This is a genomic window from Microcystis sp. LE19-8.1F, assembly GCF_027531715.1.
Lineage (GTDB): Bacteria > Cyanobacteriota > Cyanobacteriia > Cyanobacteriales > Microcystaceae > Microcystis > Microcystis wesenbergii_A.
Genome location: NZ_JAPZSO010000164.1, coordinates 1 through 16,066 on the forward strand (window position 1 = coordinate 1; position 16,066 = coordinate 16,066).

The 16,066-nt window shown below is 44.6% G+C and carries 15 protein-coding genes; 9 read left to right on the top strand and 6 right to left on the bottom strand.

Annotated elements, in window-relative coordinates:
- The 3 genes from O9334_RS16035 to O9334_RS16045 all read left to right on the top strand — a co-directional run.
- Positions 1-583 (top strand): RNA-guided endonuclease InsQ/TnpB family protein (locus O9334_RS16035; RefSeq protein ID WP_288001158.1); only part of this gene is annotated, 583 nt, incomplete at its 5' end.
- A gap of 42 nt (positions 584-625) precedes the next feature.
- A complete protein-coding gene (locus tag O9334_RS16040; protein WP_288001160.1) occupies positions 626-976 on the top strand; it encodes a pepsin/retropepsin-like aspartic protease family protein in 351 nt (116 codons plus the stop codon).
- A 157-nt stretch (positions 977-1,133) separates the two neighbouring features.
- Positions 1,134-1,388 carry a hypothetical protein gene (locus O9334_RS16045; RefSeq protein WP_002755102.1) on the top strand — a complete coding sequence of 85 codons (255 nt, stop codon included), beginning with the start codon at positions 1,134-1,136 and terminating at the stop codon, positions 1,386-1,388.
- A gap of 127 nt (positions 1,389-1,515) precedes the next feature.
- On the opposite strand, the gene O9334_RS16050 is transcribed toward O9334_RS16045, so the two are convergent.
- Both O9334_RS16050 and O9334_RS16055 read right to left on the bottom strand, forming a co-directional pair.
- On the bottom strand, positions 1,516-3,111 hold the full coding sequence (locus tag O9334_RS16050; RefSeq protein ID WP_288001162.1) for a DUF262 domain-containing protein: 1,596 nt from the start codon (positions 3,109-3,111) through the stop codon (positions 1,516-1,518).
- Positions 3,112-3,547: 436 nt separating this feature from the next.
- A complete protein-coding gene (locus O9334_RS16055) occupies positions 3,548-4,543 on the bottom strand; it encodes an L-lactate dehydrogenase (protein WP_288001165.1) in 996 nt (331 codons plus the stop codon).
- Between the two features lie 235 nt (positions 4,544-4,778).
- Here O9334_RS16055 and O9334_RS16060 point away from each other — a divergent pair, with 235 nt between their 5' ends.
- Positions 4,779-5,120, top strand: coding sequence for a DUF952 domain-containing protein (locus tag O9334_RS16060; RefSeq protein ID WP_190380975.1), 342 nt, complete (start codon positions 4,779-4,781; stop codon positions 5,118-5,120).
- On the opposite strand, the gene O9334_RS16065 is transcribed toward O9334_RS16060, so the two are convergent.
- The 3 genes from O9334_RS16065 to O9334_RS16075 form a co-directional block, all read right to left on the bottom strand.
- On the bottom strand, positions 5,097-6,410 hold the full coding sequence (locus O9334_RS16065) for a cytosine deaminase (protein ID WP_288001167.1): 1,314 nt from the start codon (positions 6,408-6,410) through the stop codon (positions 5,097-5,099). The genes O9334_RS16060 and O9334_RS16065 overlap by 24 nt on opposite strands.
- 305 nt (positions 6,411-6,715) lie before the next feature.
- Positions 6,716-7,180 carry a 2-amino-4-hydroxy-6-hydroxymethyldihydropteridine diphosphokinase gene (folK, locus tag O9334_RS16070; protein ID WP_052426726.1) on the bottom strand — a complete coding sequence of 155 codons (465 nt, stop codon included), beginning with the start codon at positions 7,178-7,180 and terminating at the stop codon, positions 6,716-6,718.
- On the bottom strand, positions 7,177-7,947 hold the full coding sequence (locus O9334_RS16075; protein ID WP_045360194.1) for a sirohydrochlorin chelatase: 771 nt from the start codon (positions 7,945-7,947) through the stop codon (positions 7,177-7,179). The genes folK and O9334_RS16075 overlap by 4 nt, the downstream gene beginning before the upstream one ends.
- Before the next feature lie 824 nt (positions 7,948-8,771).
- On the opposite strand from O9334_RS16075, the gene O9334_RS16080 reads away from it, so the two are divergent.
- Positions 8,772-11,399, top strand: a complete 2,628-nt coding sequence (locus tag O9334_RS16080) for a chloride channel protein (RefSeq protein ID WP_045360192.1) — start codon at positions 8,772-8,774, stop codon at positions 11,397-11,399.
- 8 nt (positions 11,400-11,407) lie between these two features.
- Here O9334_RS16080 and O9334_RS16085 read toward each other — a convergent pair whose 3' ends face one another.
- Positions 11,408-11,788, bottom strand: coding sequence for a DUF1830 domain-containing protein (locus tag O9334_RS16085; protein WP_045360191.1), 381 nt, complete (start codon positions 11,786-11,788; stop codon positions 11,408-11,410).
- A gap of 1,203 nt (positions 11,789-12,991) precedes the next feature.
- On the opposite strand from O9334_RS16085, the gene O9334_RS16090 reads away from it, so the two are divergent.
- The 4 genes from O9334_RS16090 (at position 12,992) to rbfA (ending at position 15,987) form a co-directional block, all read left to right on the top strand.
- On the top strand, positions 12,992-13,936 hold the full coding sequence (locus O9334_RS16090) for an isoaspartyl peptidase/L-asparaginase (protein ID WP_002783758.1): 945 nt from the start codon (positions 12,992-12,994) through the stop codon (positions 13,934-13,936).
- 71 nt (positions 13,937-14,007) lie between these two features.
- Positions 14,008-15,213, top strand: a complete 1,206-nt coding sequence (locus tag O9334_RS16095) for an FtsW/RodA/SpoVE family cell cycle protein (RefSeq protein ID WP_045360186.1) — start codon at positions 14,008-14,010, stop codon at positions 15,211-15,213.
- A gap of 142 nt (positions 15,214-15,355) precedes the next feature.
- Entirely contained in the window at positions 15,356-15,553 is a 198-nt protein-coding gene (locus O9334_RS16100; protein WP_002737592.1) for a DUF751 family protein, read from the top strand.
- Positions 15,554-15,594: 41 nt separating this feature from the next.
- Positions 15,595-15,987 carry a 30S ribosome-binding factor RbfA gene (gene rbfA, locus O9334_RS16105; RefSeq protein ID WP_002751761.1) on the top strand — a complete coding sequence of 131 codons (393 nt, stop codon included), beginning with the start codon at positions 15,595-15,597 and terminating at the stop codon, positions 15,985-15,987.
- Positions 15,988-16,066: the final 79 nt, after the last annotated feature.

The following is a 16,066-nucleotide window of genomic DNA, read 5'->3' on the forward strand; positions in this document are numbered from 1 at the left end:
TACAGTAGAGCCTCCTAAGTATTATCGAAAAGCCGAGAAACGTCTTAATAAACTGAATAGAAGAAAGTCGAAAAAGTTTAAGAGAGGACAAAAGCAGTCTAATAACTACAAAAAAGCTAGTCAAAAATACGCCAAGGGACATTTAAAAGTAAGTAGGCAACGAGAAGAGTTTGCTAAAAAATTGGCACTCCGTTTAATTCAGTCAAACGACTTGATAGCCTACGAGGATTTAAAAGTCAAGAACCTTGTGCGTAATCGAAAACTAGCTAAGAGTATCAATGATGCTGGTTGGTCACAATTGAGAAAATGGATAGAGTATTTTGGCATTAAATACGGCCGATTAACCATAGCAGTTAATCCAGCCTATACAAGTCAAGAATGCTTTAATTGTGGTCGGTTAATCCAAAAGTCTCTATCAGTTAGAACTCATGTTTGTTCCTGCGGATATGTGGAAGATAGAGACAAAATGGCGGCCTTGAATATACTCAAAAAAGCTACGATAGGGCATATCGGAAGCTGGTCGTTAGACCTAAACGCTTGGGGAGATTTAAGCTCTATTTTGGTTGGTAGAAATACCTGCTAAGACAACTTGAGTCAGTGAACCAAGAATCCCTCGCTTTTAGCGATGGGAGTGTCAACATTGACATTAACTTATCAAAGTCAATCCTTGAATGTTTCGGGGCTCTTGGATACTGGCTCTAGTGTTAATGTGTTGCCCTATGAAATGGGTTTAGCTTTAGGTGCAGTCTGGGAAAATCAAAGGCTATCTCTGCCATTAGGAGGTAATCTAGCTAGATTTGAAGCTCGTGCATTGGTTGTTAAAGCTACTGTTGAGCAATTCCCCACCGTAGATTTAGCCTTTGCTTGGACACAAGATAAATATGCGCCGCTAATACTAGGACAGATGAACTTCTTTCTTGCCTTTGATGTCTGTTTTTACAGATACGACTTAGCATTCGAGATTAGTCAAAAATAGTTTGACTGGAGAAAAAATATGTGCGTTACATTTCATTAACTAAGCAACCAGCGATCGCAGTTTCACCTCAAGCGATCGCCCTATGAAAAGAGATTAATTTGTCTAAAGATTTGCTAAACTGAGGACAATAATCGCTTATTTTCAAGGTGTTAACTAAATGTGGTGGCAAAGTTCTCGGTTAGACCGTATTGAAGCCAGTCTAGAGGCAAGTCAGCAGCGAATAGAGCGAATAGAAAGCAATATTGACAGATTAGCAGCAATCAGTGAGGCAACGAATCGGCGTATTGATCGGTTTGTGGAAGCTACTGCTCAACAAATGGAGGAATCTAAGGCTCGTATTGACCAACTGCAACAAGGGATGGAACAGCTTCAGCGTGCAGTTGGCTATTTTTTAAGTCAGGACGGTAACTAACGATCGCCTTTTCAAAAATCAAAAAACCCCGTTAGCTTACAATCACTTGCTTCAATGAATGAGCATGGTACTACGGCTAGAGAAAAAAGAGGTGTGTTAGATTTCATTAACACACTCTACCAAAGCTTTAGCTTGACGTGGCATCTTGCATTAAGTTTTTAGCAAAGTTGAATAAAAGAGATGACCTATTAGTGACGAAAAGCGAAAAATCATCATTAAAAGTCTCATCCGAGCAAAAAGCACTTGTTAGGATGCTTTTTAAATCATCATCTTTGGGCATTAGTGTGATATACTCAGACGGTCTCTTGCGCCCTATTTTTTTGTTCTCTGAAGCATTTATGAAACAGAAATTTGCAAGACAATTAATTTCTTTGTCAGAATGCCCTGCATCTCTTAAGTAAGCTTTGGGATAAATGTGATGAAATTCAGCCCTGTTGTATTTCTGTAAAACTTTATCTAGATCAATTGATGAGCCAGACAGAAAAGTTTTTGGATCATTGTTAGCCAACATTAATATAAAAGTTTTTGTATTGGCGCTAGTTAGTCGAAAGTAACTGTCTTTGAAGAAGCATTCATCTATATTATATGGGATATCACCCAAAACGCTCGCTTCGCCACTTTTAAGTTTCTCTACTTCATTGATGTCAGTTGTTGCAGTTCTCTTGATTTGGCTACCATATCGGTTAGTGAAGCACGATCTCCAAAACCACTTTTTCAATCTTGCATAAACTTTTGCATCATACGATATTTGTTTGCCCTCAGGTTCTGCGAAAAACACGCACAGAGGAATAATTAACGCCGAATAGGGTAAATTCTTAAGAGACATAACCTTCAATTGTGTCCTCAAGAAATCAATAGCACCAAAAATTCCATTTCTTACTTTAGGAAAAGCAGTTCTAACCCGTTGACCATTCAATTTTAAAAGGGTATCTGGAGTAGGGTCTTTCATCAAAATAGCAGCAGCACATCTTAGGATCAGATCAGAATCTTCACCAACTTCAGAGAATCCAAACTCTTCAAGATCTTCTTTCAATTCTTTGAAGTTCTCTAGTAGATCGAAATCATCATTCCAAGTCCATGCGGCAAGAAGTTGAAGAGTATCAAGTTCCATTCCCAATCTATTGACACGTTCAAATACAATGGCAACGATTGCCCTATCATCCGTCTTGAGAATTTGGGCAGGAATTGACACTTCCTTAAATTTTTCTTGCATTCTATCCAATCGTCTAATTTGATCGTTTGAAAATTTCGAAGCTGCTTCTCTATATTTCACGGAATCAAATAAGACGCTTAAAGGAAAATGGCGATTTGGATCAACATCACCCTCTTGAAGGGCTAAAAATTTACTTTCTTGTACATCGTCATCTGCTTCAAAATCGAAATATATTTGCAGCCATCCACCTTCTGAGGTTGGTTCTAACTCGGTTTGGAAAACAGAGAATATGGATGTGAGTCTTTGCTGACCATCCAGCACATAATCTATTGGATAATCCTCCGTTGGCTTTGGAAGCTCAAATTGCCCTAGTTTGCGTTCTACTGCAAGCTTGTATTTAGTTCGCCAAAGTAATAGTGATCCGAAAGGATAATTTTTATAAATACTGTCCATCAGGTATGCAACCCTATCCATACCCCAGACAAAACCTCTTTGGAAAGCTGGGATTCTCACACTACCGCTACTTACGGAGTCTAGTAGTTTTCTGATCGAATAGGATTGATACTCCATATTCAGTGGCATAAAATCAGGCTCCCCTTATTTTCTCTGGATAACCATTATAGATTCTGGGCTGGTCAAAATCAATCAATGTACGCCGCCTAACCATTAATTATACAGAAATTTTCTCTATAACACTCCTGAGAGTAACGATGTGGGTTAACTTTCGGCATATCACACCATTTTAGCACCATCGCCGGAACTTTTCCCCATATCATAACTAAAAGCGTATTAGCCAGAGCATATCCCTAACAACAAGCTGCAATAAAATAGACTTTTCGGGAAGTCTAGCACTAATTCTTCAGTCCACCCCACAATTACCTAATTTTCGGGGAAAAAGTGCCAAAATTTTGCCTTTGATCGCTCTTATGTCTGGCACTTTTTCAGGGCAAAAAAATCTAAAAATCTTACCCAACAATGTTTTTAGATTTATTCAGCCAACCCTAAGTTAAATTTTGAGTTGATCGATTAAATCGCGCATAATTTTGGCCGAATTATGTAACTGTTGGGTTTCTCTGGGACTGAGAGCAAGATTCAGAGTTTTAATTACTCCTTTCTCGTTAACCACCGAGGGAATACTTAAACACACATCTTTGAGACCGTATTGACCATCGAGGAGAGTGCTAATAGTGAGAATTCTTTCTTGGGAACGTAAAATCGCTTTAACGATATCTGTGGTAGCTAAACCGATCGCATAGCTAGTATAACCCTTGCGTTTGATAATTTCATAGGCGGCGTTTTTAACCTGAAGAAAAATTTCTGTTAAGCTTTCTTGGTCGGTTGCGCTTAAATCCTGCCAATCCCCTTCTAGTAACCTTGCTCCTCCGATATTAGCCGAACTCCAGACAGCAAGCTCACTATCCCCGTGTTCACCGATAATATATGCGTGGACGTTACGCGCATCTACATGGAGTTGGGTGGATAAAAGAGAGCGTAAACGGCCAGAATCTAGCACCGTACCCGAACCAATCACCCTAGAAGGCGGAAAATTGGTGATTTTCAAGGTAACATAGGTCATGATATCGACGGGATTACTCACCACCAAAATCAAAGCACTGGGGCAGTAAACAGCCACATCCTCCAGAATACGGCGAAAAATCGCCACATTTCGCTCAAGGAGATGTAATCTGGTTTCTCCCTCTTTTTGGGCGGCCCCGGCAGTAATAATCACCACATCGGCATTTTGTCCCACATCGGCCACGGTTCCCATTTTCAAGTCTGTGGGTTCAATAAAAGGCATTCCGTGCCTTAAATCCATCACTTCCCCTTCGACTTTATCCGTGGCGATATCTTGCAGAATTAATTCATCAAAACAGTCTTGAATTAACATCGAGTAAGCGCAGGCCATCCCCACCTGACCAACACCGATAATTACCCCCTTGCGAGGACGCAGCGGCGCGGGTTTTTCAGCGTAGGGATTGGGAGTAAATATTTTATCTAGCATAGATTTTTGCAGTTACTGGCTCGGTAAGCTCATTTTAAGGGGAAAAGGTTAATATCAGGTAAAAGGAGACTATCAAGAGATTTTGAGGCCATTATCGGCAATTTTTTTCTGGTAATTGGTCGGACAAATTTCTTGTCTTTATTCCCTGACCCCTAGTTTAAGAGAATTGAGGGCTGCTGACAGCTTCAGGCTATATCCTAAAATTAGGGATAAAGTGACAGTAGGAGGCGAACCGATGATCTATCACATCACCACAGAAAGAGGTTGGCAAATAGCTCGTGAAATGGGGGAATATCGGGCGTATTCCCTAAAAAATGAGGGATTTATCCATTGCTCCACCTTAGAACAAATTCCGAAAGTTGTGGCCGCTTTTTATCAAAATCAGCCAGATTTGCTGGTTTTAGCCATTTCTCTCGAACAATTGCAGTCCCCGGTCAAATGGGAGCAGCCCCAGCATCCTAACCCAGAAAATGCCACTTCAGAGCTAGAAAAAGAGACCTTTCCCCATATTTACGGTGCTATCAACCTAGAATCGGTGGTTTTTGTCAAACCCTTACAGGATTTGATCAATTCCTAGAACTAAATCATCTAACTCTTGGTAATCGGGGAGAGTAGTATCGATGCTCAACCCGCGCCGAATCACGAGGCGATCCCACTGTGGCCGCGATAATAGCTCGCTAAAGTATCGCGCCTTGAAAATTAACAAATTTGCCTCTAGACCCGTCTTAATGCGCCCTAAATGGGGCAATCCGAGCAGATTTGCTGGGGTGAGGGTGACACTATTTACCCAGTCAGCGTAGGGTGTGTCGAGATGGGCAATCCGCACCGCTTGGGTAAAGACTTCTAAACCATCGTGATCCCCAAAACCATAAAAGGGATCGCGACAGTTATCACTGGCAAAAGCCACCGGAATTCCCGCTTTTTTCATCTCTTTTACCTTAGTTGTCCCGCGCCAAAAAGGGGTTTTTTCCTCTTGACGATCCTGTAGGTAGAGATTGCACATCGGCAAGCTAACGATAGCAATGCCCGCATTTTTGACTAAATTTAGGGTTTCTTGGATTATTTCAGGGGATTGTACCGCTAAACTGCAACAGTGACCACAGATGATTTGTCCGTCAAATTGCTCTTTAATAGCAGTACGCGCGATCGCTGCTAAACAGGTAGAATCGGGGTCGCCGTTTTCATCCAGATGAAAATCGAGATTTAAACCCCTTTCTTGGGCTAATTTGAAGGTAATATCAATTTGTGCCTGTAAATCGGGATTTGTGTAGGCTACTCCCCCTAATATGCCCCCAAATTCGGCTATTTTATCGGCTAAGGCCGCTCCCTCGGAGGTTTGATAATAGTCAAGGGAAACTAGAGAAACCGCTTGCAGGGTGATTTTACCGGCCCATTGTCGTTGCAATTCTGCCAAAGCGGTTAAGCTAATCTGTGCCTGTTGACCAAAAGAGTCGATATGGGTGCGAATAGCGGCGGTTCCGTGGGCATAACTGCATTTAACGCCAAATTCCATGCGACGATACACATCCTCTAAGCGCCACTCCCGTCGGGAATCCTCTAGGGCCATTTTTAAGGCGTTGTCAAAAGTGCCATCACGGTTAGGACAACGATGCCAACTATGACCTTTATCGAGATGGGTGTGCATATCGATAAAGCAAGGAAAAACAATCTTTTTTTTGAGGTCGATAACGGGAATATTATCTTCGGGGGGGATGGTTGAGGTGATGCGATTAATGTTACCGTCATTAATTTCCAGATTAACTAAGGTTAATCCCTCGGCGGTTTGGGGAGAGAAACTCTCATTTTCTAGGAGGGAAACGGGAATATGGGCATTTTTGAGCCAGTAGCGCTCGCTTGAGGGAATCATTGCAATTTTTGGGTCTGAAACCCCGTCGTAAAACGACGGCTTGACAATAGATTTTCTGCAAAAATCAAAAATCTGACCTTAGGTGAGGAAACAGGAGATAGGAGACAGGAGGAGAAAAAAGACAAGAGACAAGCATACTATCCATAAAACCTAAGATTATATCAAATTTATCTGAGGTTTTGGATATTTTGACCTGATAGCGGCTCGAGAACTTACTTTTGCCGCAGGTCTCATGAAACAGAAACCCAAATCGTGCCTATGCCGCTACCCGCTCGGGTCGGGACTCCCGCAGGTTCATTGACACCCTACTCTCCCAATCCCAATTCCCCCAATAACTGAAGGACAGTTTTTCCAGTTACAGGATCTCGCCAATCGGGGGCAATTTCTGCCAGGGGAAGCAGTACAAAGGCCCGTTCTCGGCAGCGGGGATGGGGTATCTGTAATTCGGGCGTTTCTAAGATCAGGTCATCATAAAATATTAAGTCTAAATCGAGGGTACGCGGTCCCCATCTTTCCCGTCGAACTCTCCCGAATAACTGCTCGATTTCTAATAATTTATCCAGTAAATCTAGGGGCGATAAATCCACTTGCACAATGGCGCAACCGTTGAGATAATCGGGCTGAGGCGGCCCGACGGCCGCGGTTTGATACCATTGGGAATAAGCTTCTAGTTTAATTCCTTTGACTCGCTCTAATTCCCCTAAAGCTTGCCCTAAAATTGTCGCTGAATCTCCTAAATTACTGCCCAGAGCGATCGCTGCCCGCTTCATCCACATCCTTCCTCAACAATAATCTCGGCTAATTCCCCCGTCGCCCCCAAAGATTTACCTAAAAATATATTGACATTTGGATGCTTTTGTGATAGTTCAAAAACTTGGGCTTCGATCGCGGCCGTAATTCCACCGGCAAAGAGGAAATAGGGCAGTATAGGGATTGTTTGGCTACCTTGAGCGATTAAAATCTCGATTTGTCGGGATAAACTCGGTTCTATCGACCAATAAGCTGTAATTGCCCCAAAAAACGCCGCTAGGTTTTCCACCTCCCGATTACCGCCAGGGCGACGACTACCGTGGGACAGTAAAATGGGTTTTTGCGGGCTTAAATCAGCCAATTGTCGGGATAACAGCGATTTTATGCCCTGATAACTGCCTAAATGGGGCTTTAACTCTAGCTCAATCGGCGATCGCACTTTGGCCACGGCTGCGGGAATATCTTCTTTAACGTGAACCCCCGACAGGAGAAACAGGGGGATAATCTGCAACCGGTTACATCCTTGGCTTTGCGCTTGTTGGGCAAAAGCTTCTATTTGTTGATGGAGAGGTGTTATCGCTAATTCTAGGGCGGCAGTCCCTACTAATACCCGATTATCTGCTTCTAGAACCGCTATAGATCGGCTAAACTCCGATTTACTCGCCAATCTTTCGGCGGGTTGACTAATTTTTTCTTGAACTAAGGCTGCTAATCGTGTCACCGCCAGGGCTGGACGCGGATCGCGACTACCGTGGAAAACCAATAAGTAGGCTGAGGAGGTCTTCAAAGAAATCTTGCCAAAATAGTTTAGCTTTTAGCCTAATATATTTTGTCTCCCTTTAGGCATAAATGCCCTTGATATTCTCCATTTAGCCTATCTGGATTGGCAAGCAGAAAGGCCCCCACTAGCCTAGGGCTGATTCATTCTCCGAATCTAATTCTTTTTTTTGCTACCCTTAATCGCTTATGAGGTAAGCTAGGGAGCAGGGAAGTACAGGTTTTTGCTCTCATAGTAGGTTGATTCATGAATCAACCTACAAAGCACGACGTTTTGAAAAATTTTCAGATATGTATTTCCGAGAAATCGACTAAAAACGTTGCCAGATAAGGATTTGAGAGAATGACATTTCAGAGAATGAAACGACCCTACCCACTAGCCCCAAGCACTACCATTTTACGCGATGTGAAGTGTGAGCAAATCAACCCACATCTTATCCAACAAGGTTTTTAGATTTATTCAGCAAATCCTATCTAATTAATAGTTTTGTTCTCATCATCATAAAAAGTAAATAAAGTTGAAGTTAGTCAAGTTTAACTAACGTAATTCATCTGCTAATATTTATCTTTATTTACTGATCAAGAAATTGTCATTAGAACCTTAAAATCAAGTCAGGTTAGCGGCAGCTGTCCGCCGACTATTTTACGCTTCTTTTTTAAAAAGACAGCGACAACCTTTGATCCTAACCCATCGATCGAAAAACTACTATTCGGTCCACTGGTAACAACAAGGTGAACGGTTACAGAACTTAACGGCCTATGATTAAAGAGACGAGGAATCAGAACCCTAAAAAAATCCTCGCCCCGCCATTGCCTTGATTCTCCCTCATTATTATGGGACTTTTTGCCCGTTACCAAAACCTCCGTCAGTGGTTCAAATCCCAACACTTCGGACGTAGCGCGACCGATAGTCGCTATGCTTTACTGGTCGCCTGTTTAATCGGAATTCTCTCCGCCCTTGCCGCTATTATCCTGAAATTGGGCATCGGTTGGTTAGGTGGTTGGCGGGTGCATCTAGTAGCCAATTCCTCTCCTTTCCTAGTTTTGCCCCTCGGCGGTTTTCTGCTTGGTTACAGCGCCGGCTGGATTGTCGAACACTTCTCCCCCGCAGCCGCCGGGGGGGGTATTCCCCAAGTAAAAGCAGCCCTAGCTAAATACCCTTTGCCCCTGTCTTGGCGCGTCGCCCTCGTAAAAATGATCGGGGCGATCCTGATCCTTGGCGGTGGTTTAACCCTTGGTCGTCGGGCCCCCACGGTACACATCGGGGCAGCCCTAGCGGCCCAATTAAGCGTCTGGCTGCCCACCAGTCCCGATCACCGTCGTCAGATGATCGCAGCCGGGGCGGCTGCGGGGTTAGCGGCCGGTTTTACTACTCCCATCGCCGGGGTCCTCTTTGTGATCGAGGAATTAATGCGCGATGTCTCCAGTATGACCCTAGAAACGGCGATCGTGGCTTCCTTTACCGGGGCCGTGGTTTCGATGATGCTGCAGAATACCCCCTCGATCATCACTGAATATGCCAATATTAGCTTCTCTGCCCAAGAAATACCCATTTATTGCCTTTTGGGGGTTTTAGCGGGCTTATTGGGGGCTTTATTCAATCAAGGCATCCTTTTTTGTAGTCAGCTGCAGCGGCGTTGGCGGTTATCTTTAGCTTGGCGCATCGGTCTGGTCAGTTGCTTATCGGGAACGGTGGTGGCTTTTTTACCCGACTTTTTTCGAGATAATACCGGTTTACGCGAATTTTTGCTGGCAGGGGAATTAAGTTGGCAGAATACCGCCCTCGCTTTTGTGGTCTATTTTTTCCTGACGATGATCTCCTATAGTTCCGGCGCCCCTGGAGGACTCCTCGCCCCCGCTTTGGTGTTGGGATCCTGTTTGGGGTTTCTGGTGGGGGGAATCGAGACGAAAATGATGGGTTTCGGCAGCGAACCTAGTTATACTTTAGCCGGTATGGGGGCTTTTTTTACGGGAGTAGTCAGGGTTCCGGTAACGGCGATCGTGATTGTCTTTGAACTGCATCGCAATTTTAATATTGTGCTGCCCCTGATGTTGACCTGTGCCGTTTCTTATATCACTGCCGAAAGCATTCACCCCGGTTCCCTCTATCAGCATTTACTTTCCGCTAGTGGTATTATTCTCAACGAAGAAACCCCTTCTAATGATGTGTTGGCCCATCTGTCGGCTATAGATGTGATGCAATCGCAGGTGGAAATTCTGGCGGCAGATTTACCCCTGGGGGAAGTGGTGAAAATTATGTCCCGTTCCCATCATCGCGGTTTTCCCGTGGTGGATCAGGGGCGACTATTGGGGATTTTTACCCAAAGTGATCTGGATAAATGGCGATCGAAAAACAATCAAACAGTCCTACGAGAGATGATGACTCCCAATCCGATTACTGTGGCCCCCCAGGCAGCTTTAAGCGATGTTTTATTTCTCTTAAATCGCTATCAGCTTTCCCGTTTACCCGTTACCGATGGTCAAAAACTGGTGGGGATTATCACCCGTACCGATATTATCCGGGTGGAAGCCGATCAATTGGGGGGAGTTTGTCAACTGCCCCAACGCAGTACCCCTTCCTATGTGGTTTATCAAACTCGTTCCCCAGCCGTGGGAACGGGCCGGATTTTGTTACCCATTGCCAATCCCGACACCGCTACCGCTTTGTTTAAAATTGCCGCCGCTGTCGCCCGTCAACGCAATTATGAGATAGATTGTCTCTATATGATTACTGTGCCTCGTCTTAGTTCTCCGGCGGAAGTCAGGGTAGATACGCGGGAAGGACGCAAATTACTTCATCGTCTGGAAAGATTAGCCCGACAGCAGAATATCTCTGTTCATACACAAATTTCCGTTGTTCAGGATATCGCCGACGGGATTTTGGCCACGATTGGCGAACGACACAGCAATTTATTAATTATGGGTTGGACGGGGGAAAAATCCACCACTGGGGCGATTTTTGGGTTTTTAGTCGATACTCTGATTGCTCAAGCTCCCTGTGAAACCATCTTGGTAAAATTGGGGACAAAGGATTGTTTTCCCAACGATCTTAATCGGGAAAGGATTTGGCTGATTCCCACCGCCGGCGGTCCCAATGCCCAACGCGCTTTAGCATTATTGCCTAGTTTGCTGTCTTTGTCCGAGTCTTCGGATTATCCCGAAATTTGGTTATGTAAAATCTATTCCCCGACGGAGTTACTCCCAGATCTGTCCACTTTGGAAGTTTTACAAGCATCTTTACAGAAAGCGATCGCACAGCCGATTGTACCTTTACCGATTCGTTCGGCTTCTGCTGCCGAGGCGGTCACTCATCTGGTAGGATCGGAGGATTGTTCTTTGGTGCTTTTGGGTGCATCTAGGGAAAGTTTGCTCAATCAGTTCTTAAATGGCAATATCCCCTCGACGATTGCCCGTGCCGTTAATTGCACTGTGATTCTCGTGCGAGGGGAATTATCAGATTAGGTTATTAGCTAGGCGGAAGCTAAAGTTAAACCGAAGGGTACGGTATTGTCAATTTTCGCCCCTTGACTTTCCTCTAGGGAATGGGGATAAAATGTTTCCCCGTCTAGTTGACCGTCGGAGTCATCCTCATCCCCATCGCTGATATAAAGGCGCTCACAGGGGATGTTATCGGAAAGGATGGCACTGGCCATCATACCCGTATGAATCTCTAAGAAAGCTTCCCCTAGGGTCTCAAATACTAAACGCTGCCCAGGGAAAACCACCCTTTCAAAATACCAGTTAGCAATATTGGTGATGCGAACAATTTGAATATGACTGGTCGCATTGACATAGCAACAAAGAATACTATTTTTCTTGCCGTTGGGGAGGGGATCGAGAATCTGTGCCATAGCAATTGGGGTGATCTTAAAGTGGGTTTGTCATCGCTCCTTCACCCTAACATCCTTTGATCCCCGATAGTTGTAAAGATGATTACAATACTCTGATAAAAATCTACCGATCGCTTTTTCTGGTGATAGAAAGCGGTTTTTATTAAAAAATCATTAAATTTAACTAATGCCTAGTTTTATCTATTTGTCAAGGGGGTAACTGCGTTTTTTTGCTGTTTTTCTTGATTTTCTGCCCAGCTATTTATCGCTGAATTTTATTGACGGTTTCAGGATTATAGAAACCGAGGTAATTTTTGTCAAGTTAGCCATCAGCTTTTTAGCCATCAGCCGTCAGACTTCGGACGTTCGGCGAGCTTTTGTCGAGCGGACGGTGAGCCTGTGGACGGTGAGCTTGTCGAATCCGTCGAACCGCCGCGTGAGCTTTTGTCGAACGCTTTTTTCTCCCCTGCTCGCTGCTCCCTTCTCCCCACTCTGCAATAACTACTCGCAGCCAGAAATCCCTTATCCCCTATCATACCTTGTGCTTTTTGTCAAAAAAACTTTTTTTTTGCAATAAAACTACACAAAAAAAAGATCATCGTTGTGGGTGAAATTGACTGATTTACCCGTCTTAATTAGGATCACCTTCTAGGTGTGGCAAGGGTTTCAACCGTTGCTGCCCAAAAAAGCACAGAAAAACCCATTATGAAATTCAGTAAAATCGCTGTAACCATTGTAACATCGTTGTTAAATAAAAATCTTTCTCAATTAATTCTTAAGAATTTATAAATATTGCGAAATGTTAATTTAAATATTCTCAAGTTTGTGGAGTCAATCAATAATTTTTGCTTATCTTTGTCGGAAAATAGGACTCCTGCAAAAATCCAACATCTACCATGGGGTTAGAAGTCAGGATTCAGGAGTTAGGAGTCAGGAGTTAGGAGTCAGGATTCAGGAGTTAGGAGTCAGGAGTCAGGAGTCAGGATTCAGGATTCAGGAGATTATTTTTATTTATTCTTCCCACACCCTACACCCCACACCCTACACCCCACACCCTACACCCCACACCCTACACCCCACACCCTACACCCTACACCCTACACCCCACACCCCTCTCCCCTCTCCCCACACCCCACACCCCACTTCCCATAGACCAATTTAGATGTGCGGACAGCTTAAACGTGATAGTTTAGATCCGATCGGTAATGTGACGTTGGGACAATAATGACCAGAGTAAATCCGAAGTTAATTATTCATGGGGGAGCGAGTTCCCTAGAGGACAAAGGTGGTTTAGAATCAGTCCGCGATTCTCTCCGGGGGATTGTTAAGAATATTTACAATCTCCTTGACAATGGTGCTAGTGCTGTGGAAGCGGTGACAAAAGGATGTATGTTACTGGAGGATGAACCGCGATTTAATGCCGGGACCGGTTCAGTGGTGCAATCGGACGGTCAGGTGCGAATGAGTGCAGCCTTGATGGATGGTCGTCACCAGCGTTTAAGCGGTGTCATTAACGTCTCGCGGGTACAGAATCCCATTAGCCTCGCCCAATTTCTCCAAAGTCAAGAGGATCGCATTCTCTCGGAAATTGGGGCCGCGGATCTGGCCAGAGAATTACAAATTCCCCTCTATGATCCCCTCACCGATTATCGGATTCAAGAATGGATGGAGGAAAGAAAGACGAATTTTAATCGCAAAATGGCCCGTTTATTCGCCGATTCGTCAGCACAACGGGGAACTATCGGGGTAGTGGCCCTTGATCAACAAGGAGACATCGCCGCCGGAACTTCTACCGGAGGGAAGGGATTAGAAAGAATCGGTCGCGTTAGTGACAGTGCCATGCCGGCCGGCAATTATGCGAATCCATGGGCGGGAGTAAGCTGTACGGGGGTCGGGGAAGATATTATCGATGAGTGTTTAGCCGCTAAGGTGGTCATTCGCGTCACCGATGGTTTTTCCCTCGCCGCTGCCGTGGAGAAATCCATGCGCGAATCCCAAACTAATGGTCGGGATCTGGGCATGATTTCCCTTGATCGTCAGGGGAATATTGTTTGGGGGAAAACGGCGGAAATTCTCTTGGCTGCCTATCACGACGGTCAGGCGATCGGTGATACCCTAGAATGGCACGGTGAAAATGTCGGTTTAATCGGTCATGTAGCCGTCGGATAGTGGAACAAACCGCGATCGAGCCTAGTCTTTTCGGTTAATCTGTACAAGATACTTCTTCTCGAAAAATCTCCGTGTGGCAATATATTATTCCTATTTTTGACCCCGATGTGAAAAACTGGTCAGCCGAAGCGCGATTATTGCGCTGGATGACTTTTTTGTGGCTGTCAGTCGGGTTAGTCGTGCTTTTTTCGGCTTCCTACGCTCTGGCTGACAGTCGCTTTGATAACGGACTATACTATTTTATCCGCCAATTAATCTGGCTTTGGATTGGCTTAATTGGCTTTAATTTCCTGGTGCGATTGCCGATCGAGAATCTGCTCAAAATCGCACCCTGGATGATTTTATTAGTTTTAGGATTAATTTTGATCACTCTCATCCCTGGTTTGGGAGCGAATATCAACGGAGCCACCCGTTGGATTAAAATCGGGCCGATTCTCTTGCAACCGTCGGAATTTATGAAACCGTTTCTCGTCCTGCAAGGGGCGGCGGTTTTCGGTGGTTGGCCGCGTTTAAATGTCAATCAACGGTTAACTTGGATCGCTATTTTCGGGCTAATTCTAGCGGGCATCCTCTTACAACCTAACTTGAGTACCACTGCTCTGTGTGGTATAACTCTCTGGCTGATCGCTCTTGCCTCTGGTCTGCCTTTATCCTACATGACCAGCAGCGCTTTACTGGGTGTAACTATGGCCGTGGTTAGTGTTACTTTCCGCGAATACCAGAGAAAACGGATTTTATCTTTCTTAGACCCCTGGCAGGATCCCCGGGGTGATGGTTATCAATTAGTGCAGAGTTTACTGGCGATCGGTTCTGGCGGAACCACCGGCAGCGGTTACGGTTTATCCCAACAAAAATTATTTTATCTACCCTTCCCGGATACGGATTTTATTTTCGCTGTCTTTGGCGAGGAATTTGGTTTTATTGGCGGTATTTTACTGTTAATCATGCTATTTATCTACGCTACTCTCGCTCTGATTGTGGCGGTTAAATGTCGTCATCGCATCAAAAAATTAGTGGCGATCGGGGCGATGGTAATTTTAATCGGTCAATCCCTGTTAAATATCGGTGTGGCCACTGGTTCTTTACCCACTACCGGCTTACCTTTCCCTCTCTTTAGTTATGGCGGCAGTTCCAGTTTAGCTAGTCTCTTTTTAGCAGCCCTCTTAATCCGGGTGGCTAGGGAAGAAAATGACCCCGATCTAGTTCCCACTAGCAGAAAAAGTCCTCAGAAAACTGTCTCTTTGAAGTCTCCATCTTTTTCAAAAGATGGATTCTAATCGTTGAATCTCTGCACAATGAATTGACGCTTTTGCTTAGGTAATTAAAGAAAAATGGGATAAGTCCCGTTAATCGGGGGGCGTGGCAGCATCGGAGCTTACTGCTATAATTGCTTACGGACAAAGATAATAAACAAAATTTATGGGCGACTTTTTTGATAACGTGAGCCGTTACCCCCGCTATCTGATTAGCTTTAGTTTAGGGATTTTCTTCGCCTTTTTCGGCTGGTTAGCCCCTTTATTAAAAAATCCCCTCACAGCGATCGCACTTGTGGGCTTTCTGGGGGGAACTTTCGCCTTTCTTTATTTCACCCTCAAAGCCATGCTCGGATTAGCTTGATACAATGGTAAGGGTTTCGCTGTTTTTAGGGGACAAAAATTATGGCTAACGACCGTCGAGTATCTCGCGTGTCCTCGCTAATTAAGCGCGAGGTCAGCCAAATGTTATTAATGGAAATTAAAGATGATCGCGTCGGTGCTGGTATGGTTAGCGTTACCGATGTGGATCTCTCCCACGACCTGCAACACGCTAGAATTTTTGTGTCTATCTACGGCAACAAAGATGCAAAGGCCGAAACTATGGCCGGGTTAAAAGCGGCCGCGGGATTCGTCCGGCGTGAACTGGGTCAACGCATCCGTCTCAGACGTACCCCCGAAGTGGTCTTCCTAGAAGATTCTTCCCTCGAACGCGGCGATCGAATGTTACACCTTCTTGATCATATTAAAAGCGATCGACCCCCAGAAGATGACGATTCCGCTATCAGTGACCAGTGAACAGTAGAGGATAACTAAATTTAGGCAAAACTGGCAACTTAAAACTTAAACCTGATAAATTTCCAGAAACTAAAACCTA

Bases quoted from the DNA above. Each gene is read 5' to 3' on its own strand.
- O9334_RS16040 (WP_288001160.1), top strand. From the start codon at position 626: ATGGGAGTGTCAACATTGACATTAACTTATCAAAGTCAATCCTTGAAT.
- O9334_RS16045 (WP_002755102.1), top strand. From the start codon at position 1,134: ATGTGGTGGCAAAGTTCTCGGTTAGACCGTATTGAAGCCAGTCTAGAG.
- O9334_RS16050 (WP_288001162.1), bottom strand. From the start codon at position 3,111: ATGGAGTATCAATCCTATTCGATCAGAAAACTACTAGACTCCGTAAGT.
- O9334_RS16055 (WP_288001165.1), bottom strand. From the start codon at position 4,543: ATGCTAGATAAAATATTTACTCCCAATCCCTACGCTGAAAAACCCGCG.
- O9334_RS16060 (WP_190380975.1), top strand. From the start codon at position 4,779: ATGATCTATCACATCACCACAGAAAGAGGTTGGCAAATAGCTCGTGAA.
- O9334_RS16065 (WP_288001167.1), bottom strand. From the start codon at position 6,410: ATGATTCCCTCAAGCGAGCGCTACTGGCTCAAAAATGCCCATATTCCC.
- folK (WP_052426726.1), bottom strand. From the start codon at position 7,180: ATGAAGCGGGCAGCGATCGCTCTGGGCAGTAATTTAGGAGATTCAGCG.
- O9334_RS16080 (WP_045360192.1), top strand. From the start codon at position 8,772: ATGGGACTTTTTGCCCGTTACCAAAACCTCCGTCAGTGGTTCAAATCC.
- O9334_RS16085 (WP_045360191.1), bottom strand. From the start codon at position 11,788: ATGGCACAGATTCTCGATCCCCTCCCCAACGGCAAGAAAAATAGTATT.
- O9334_RS16090 (WP_002783758.1), top strand. From the start codon at position 12,992: ATGACCAGAGTAAATCCGAAGTTAATTATTCATGGGGGAGCGAGTTCC.
- O9334_RS16100 (WP_002737592.1), top strand. From the start codon at position 15,356: ATGGGCGACTTTTTTGATAACGTGAGCCGTTACCCCCGCTATCTGATT.
- rbfA (WP_002751761.1), top strand. From the start codon at position 15,595: ATGGCTAACGACCGTCGAGTATCTCGCGTGTCCTCGCTAATTAAGCGC.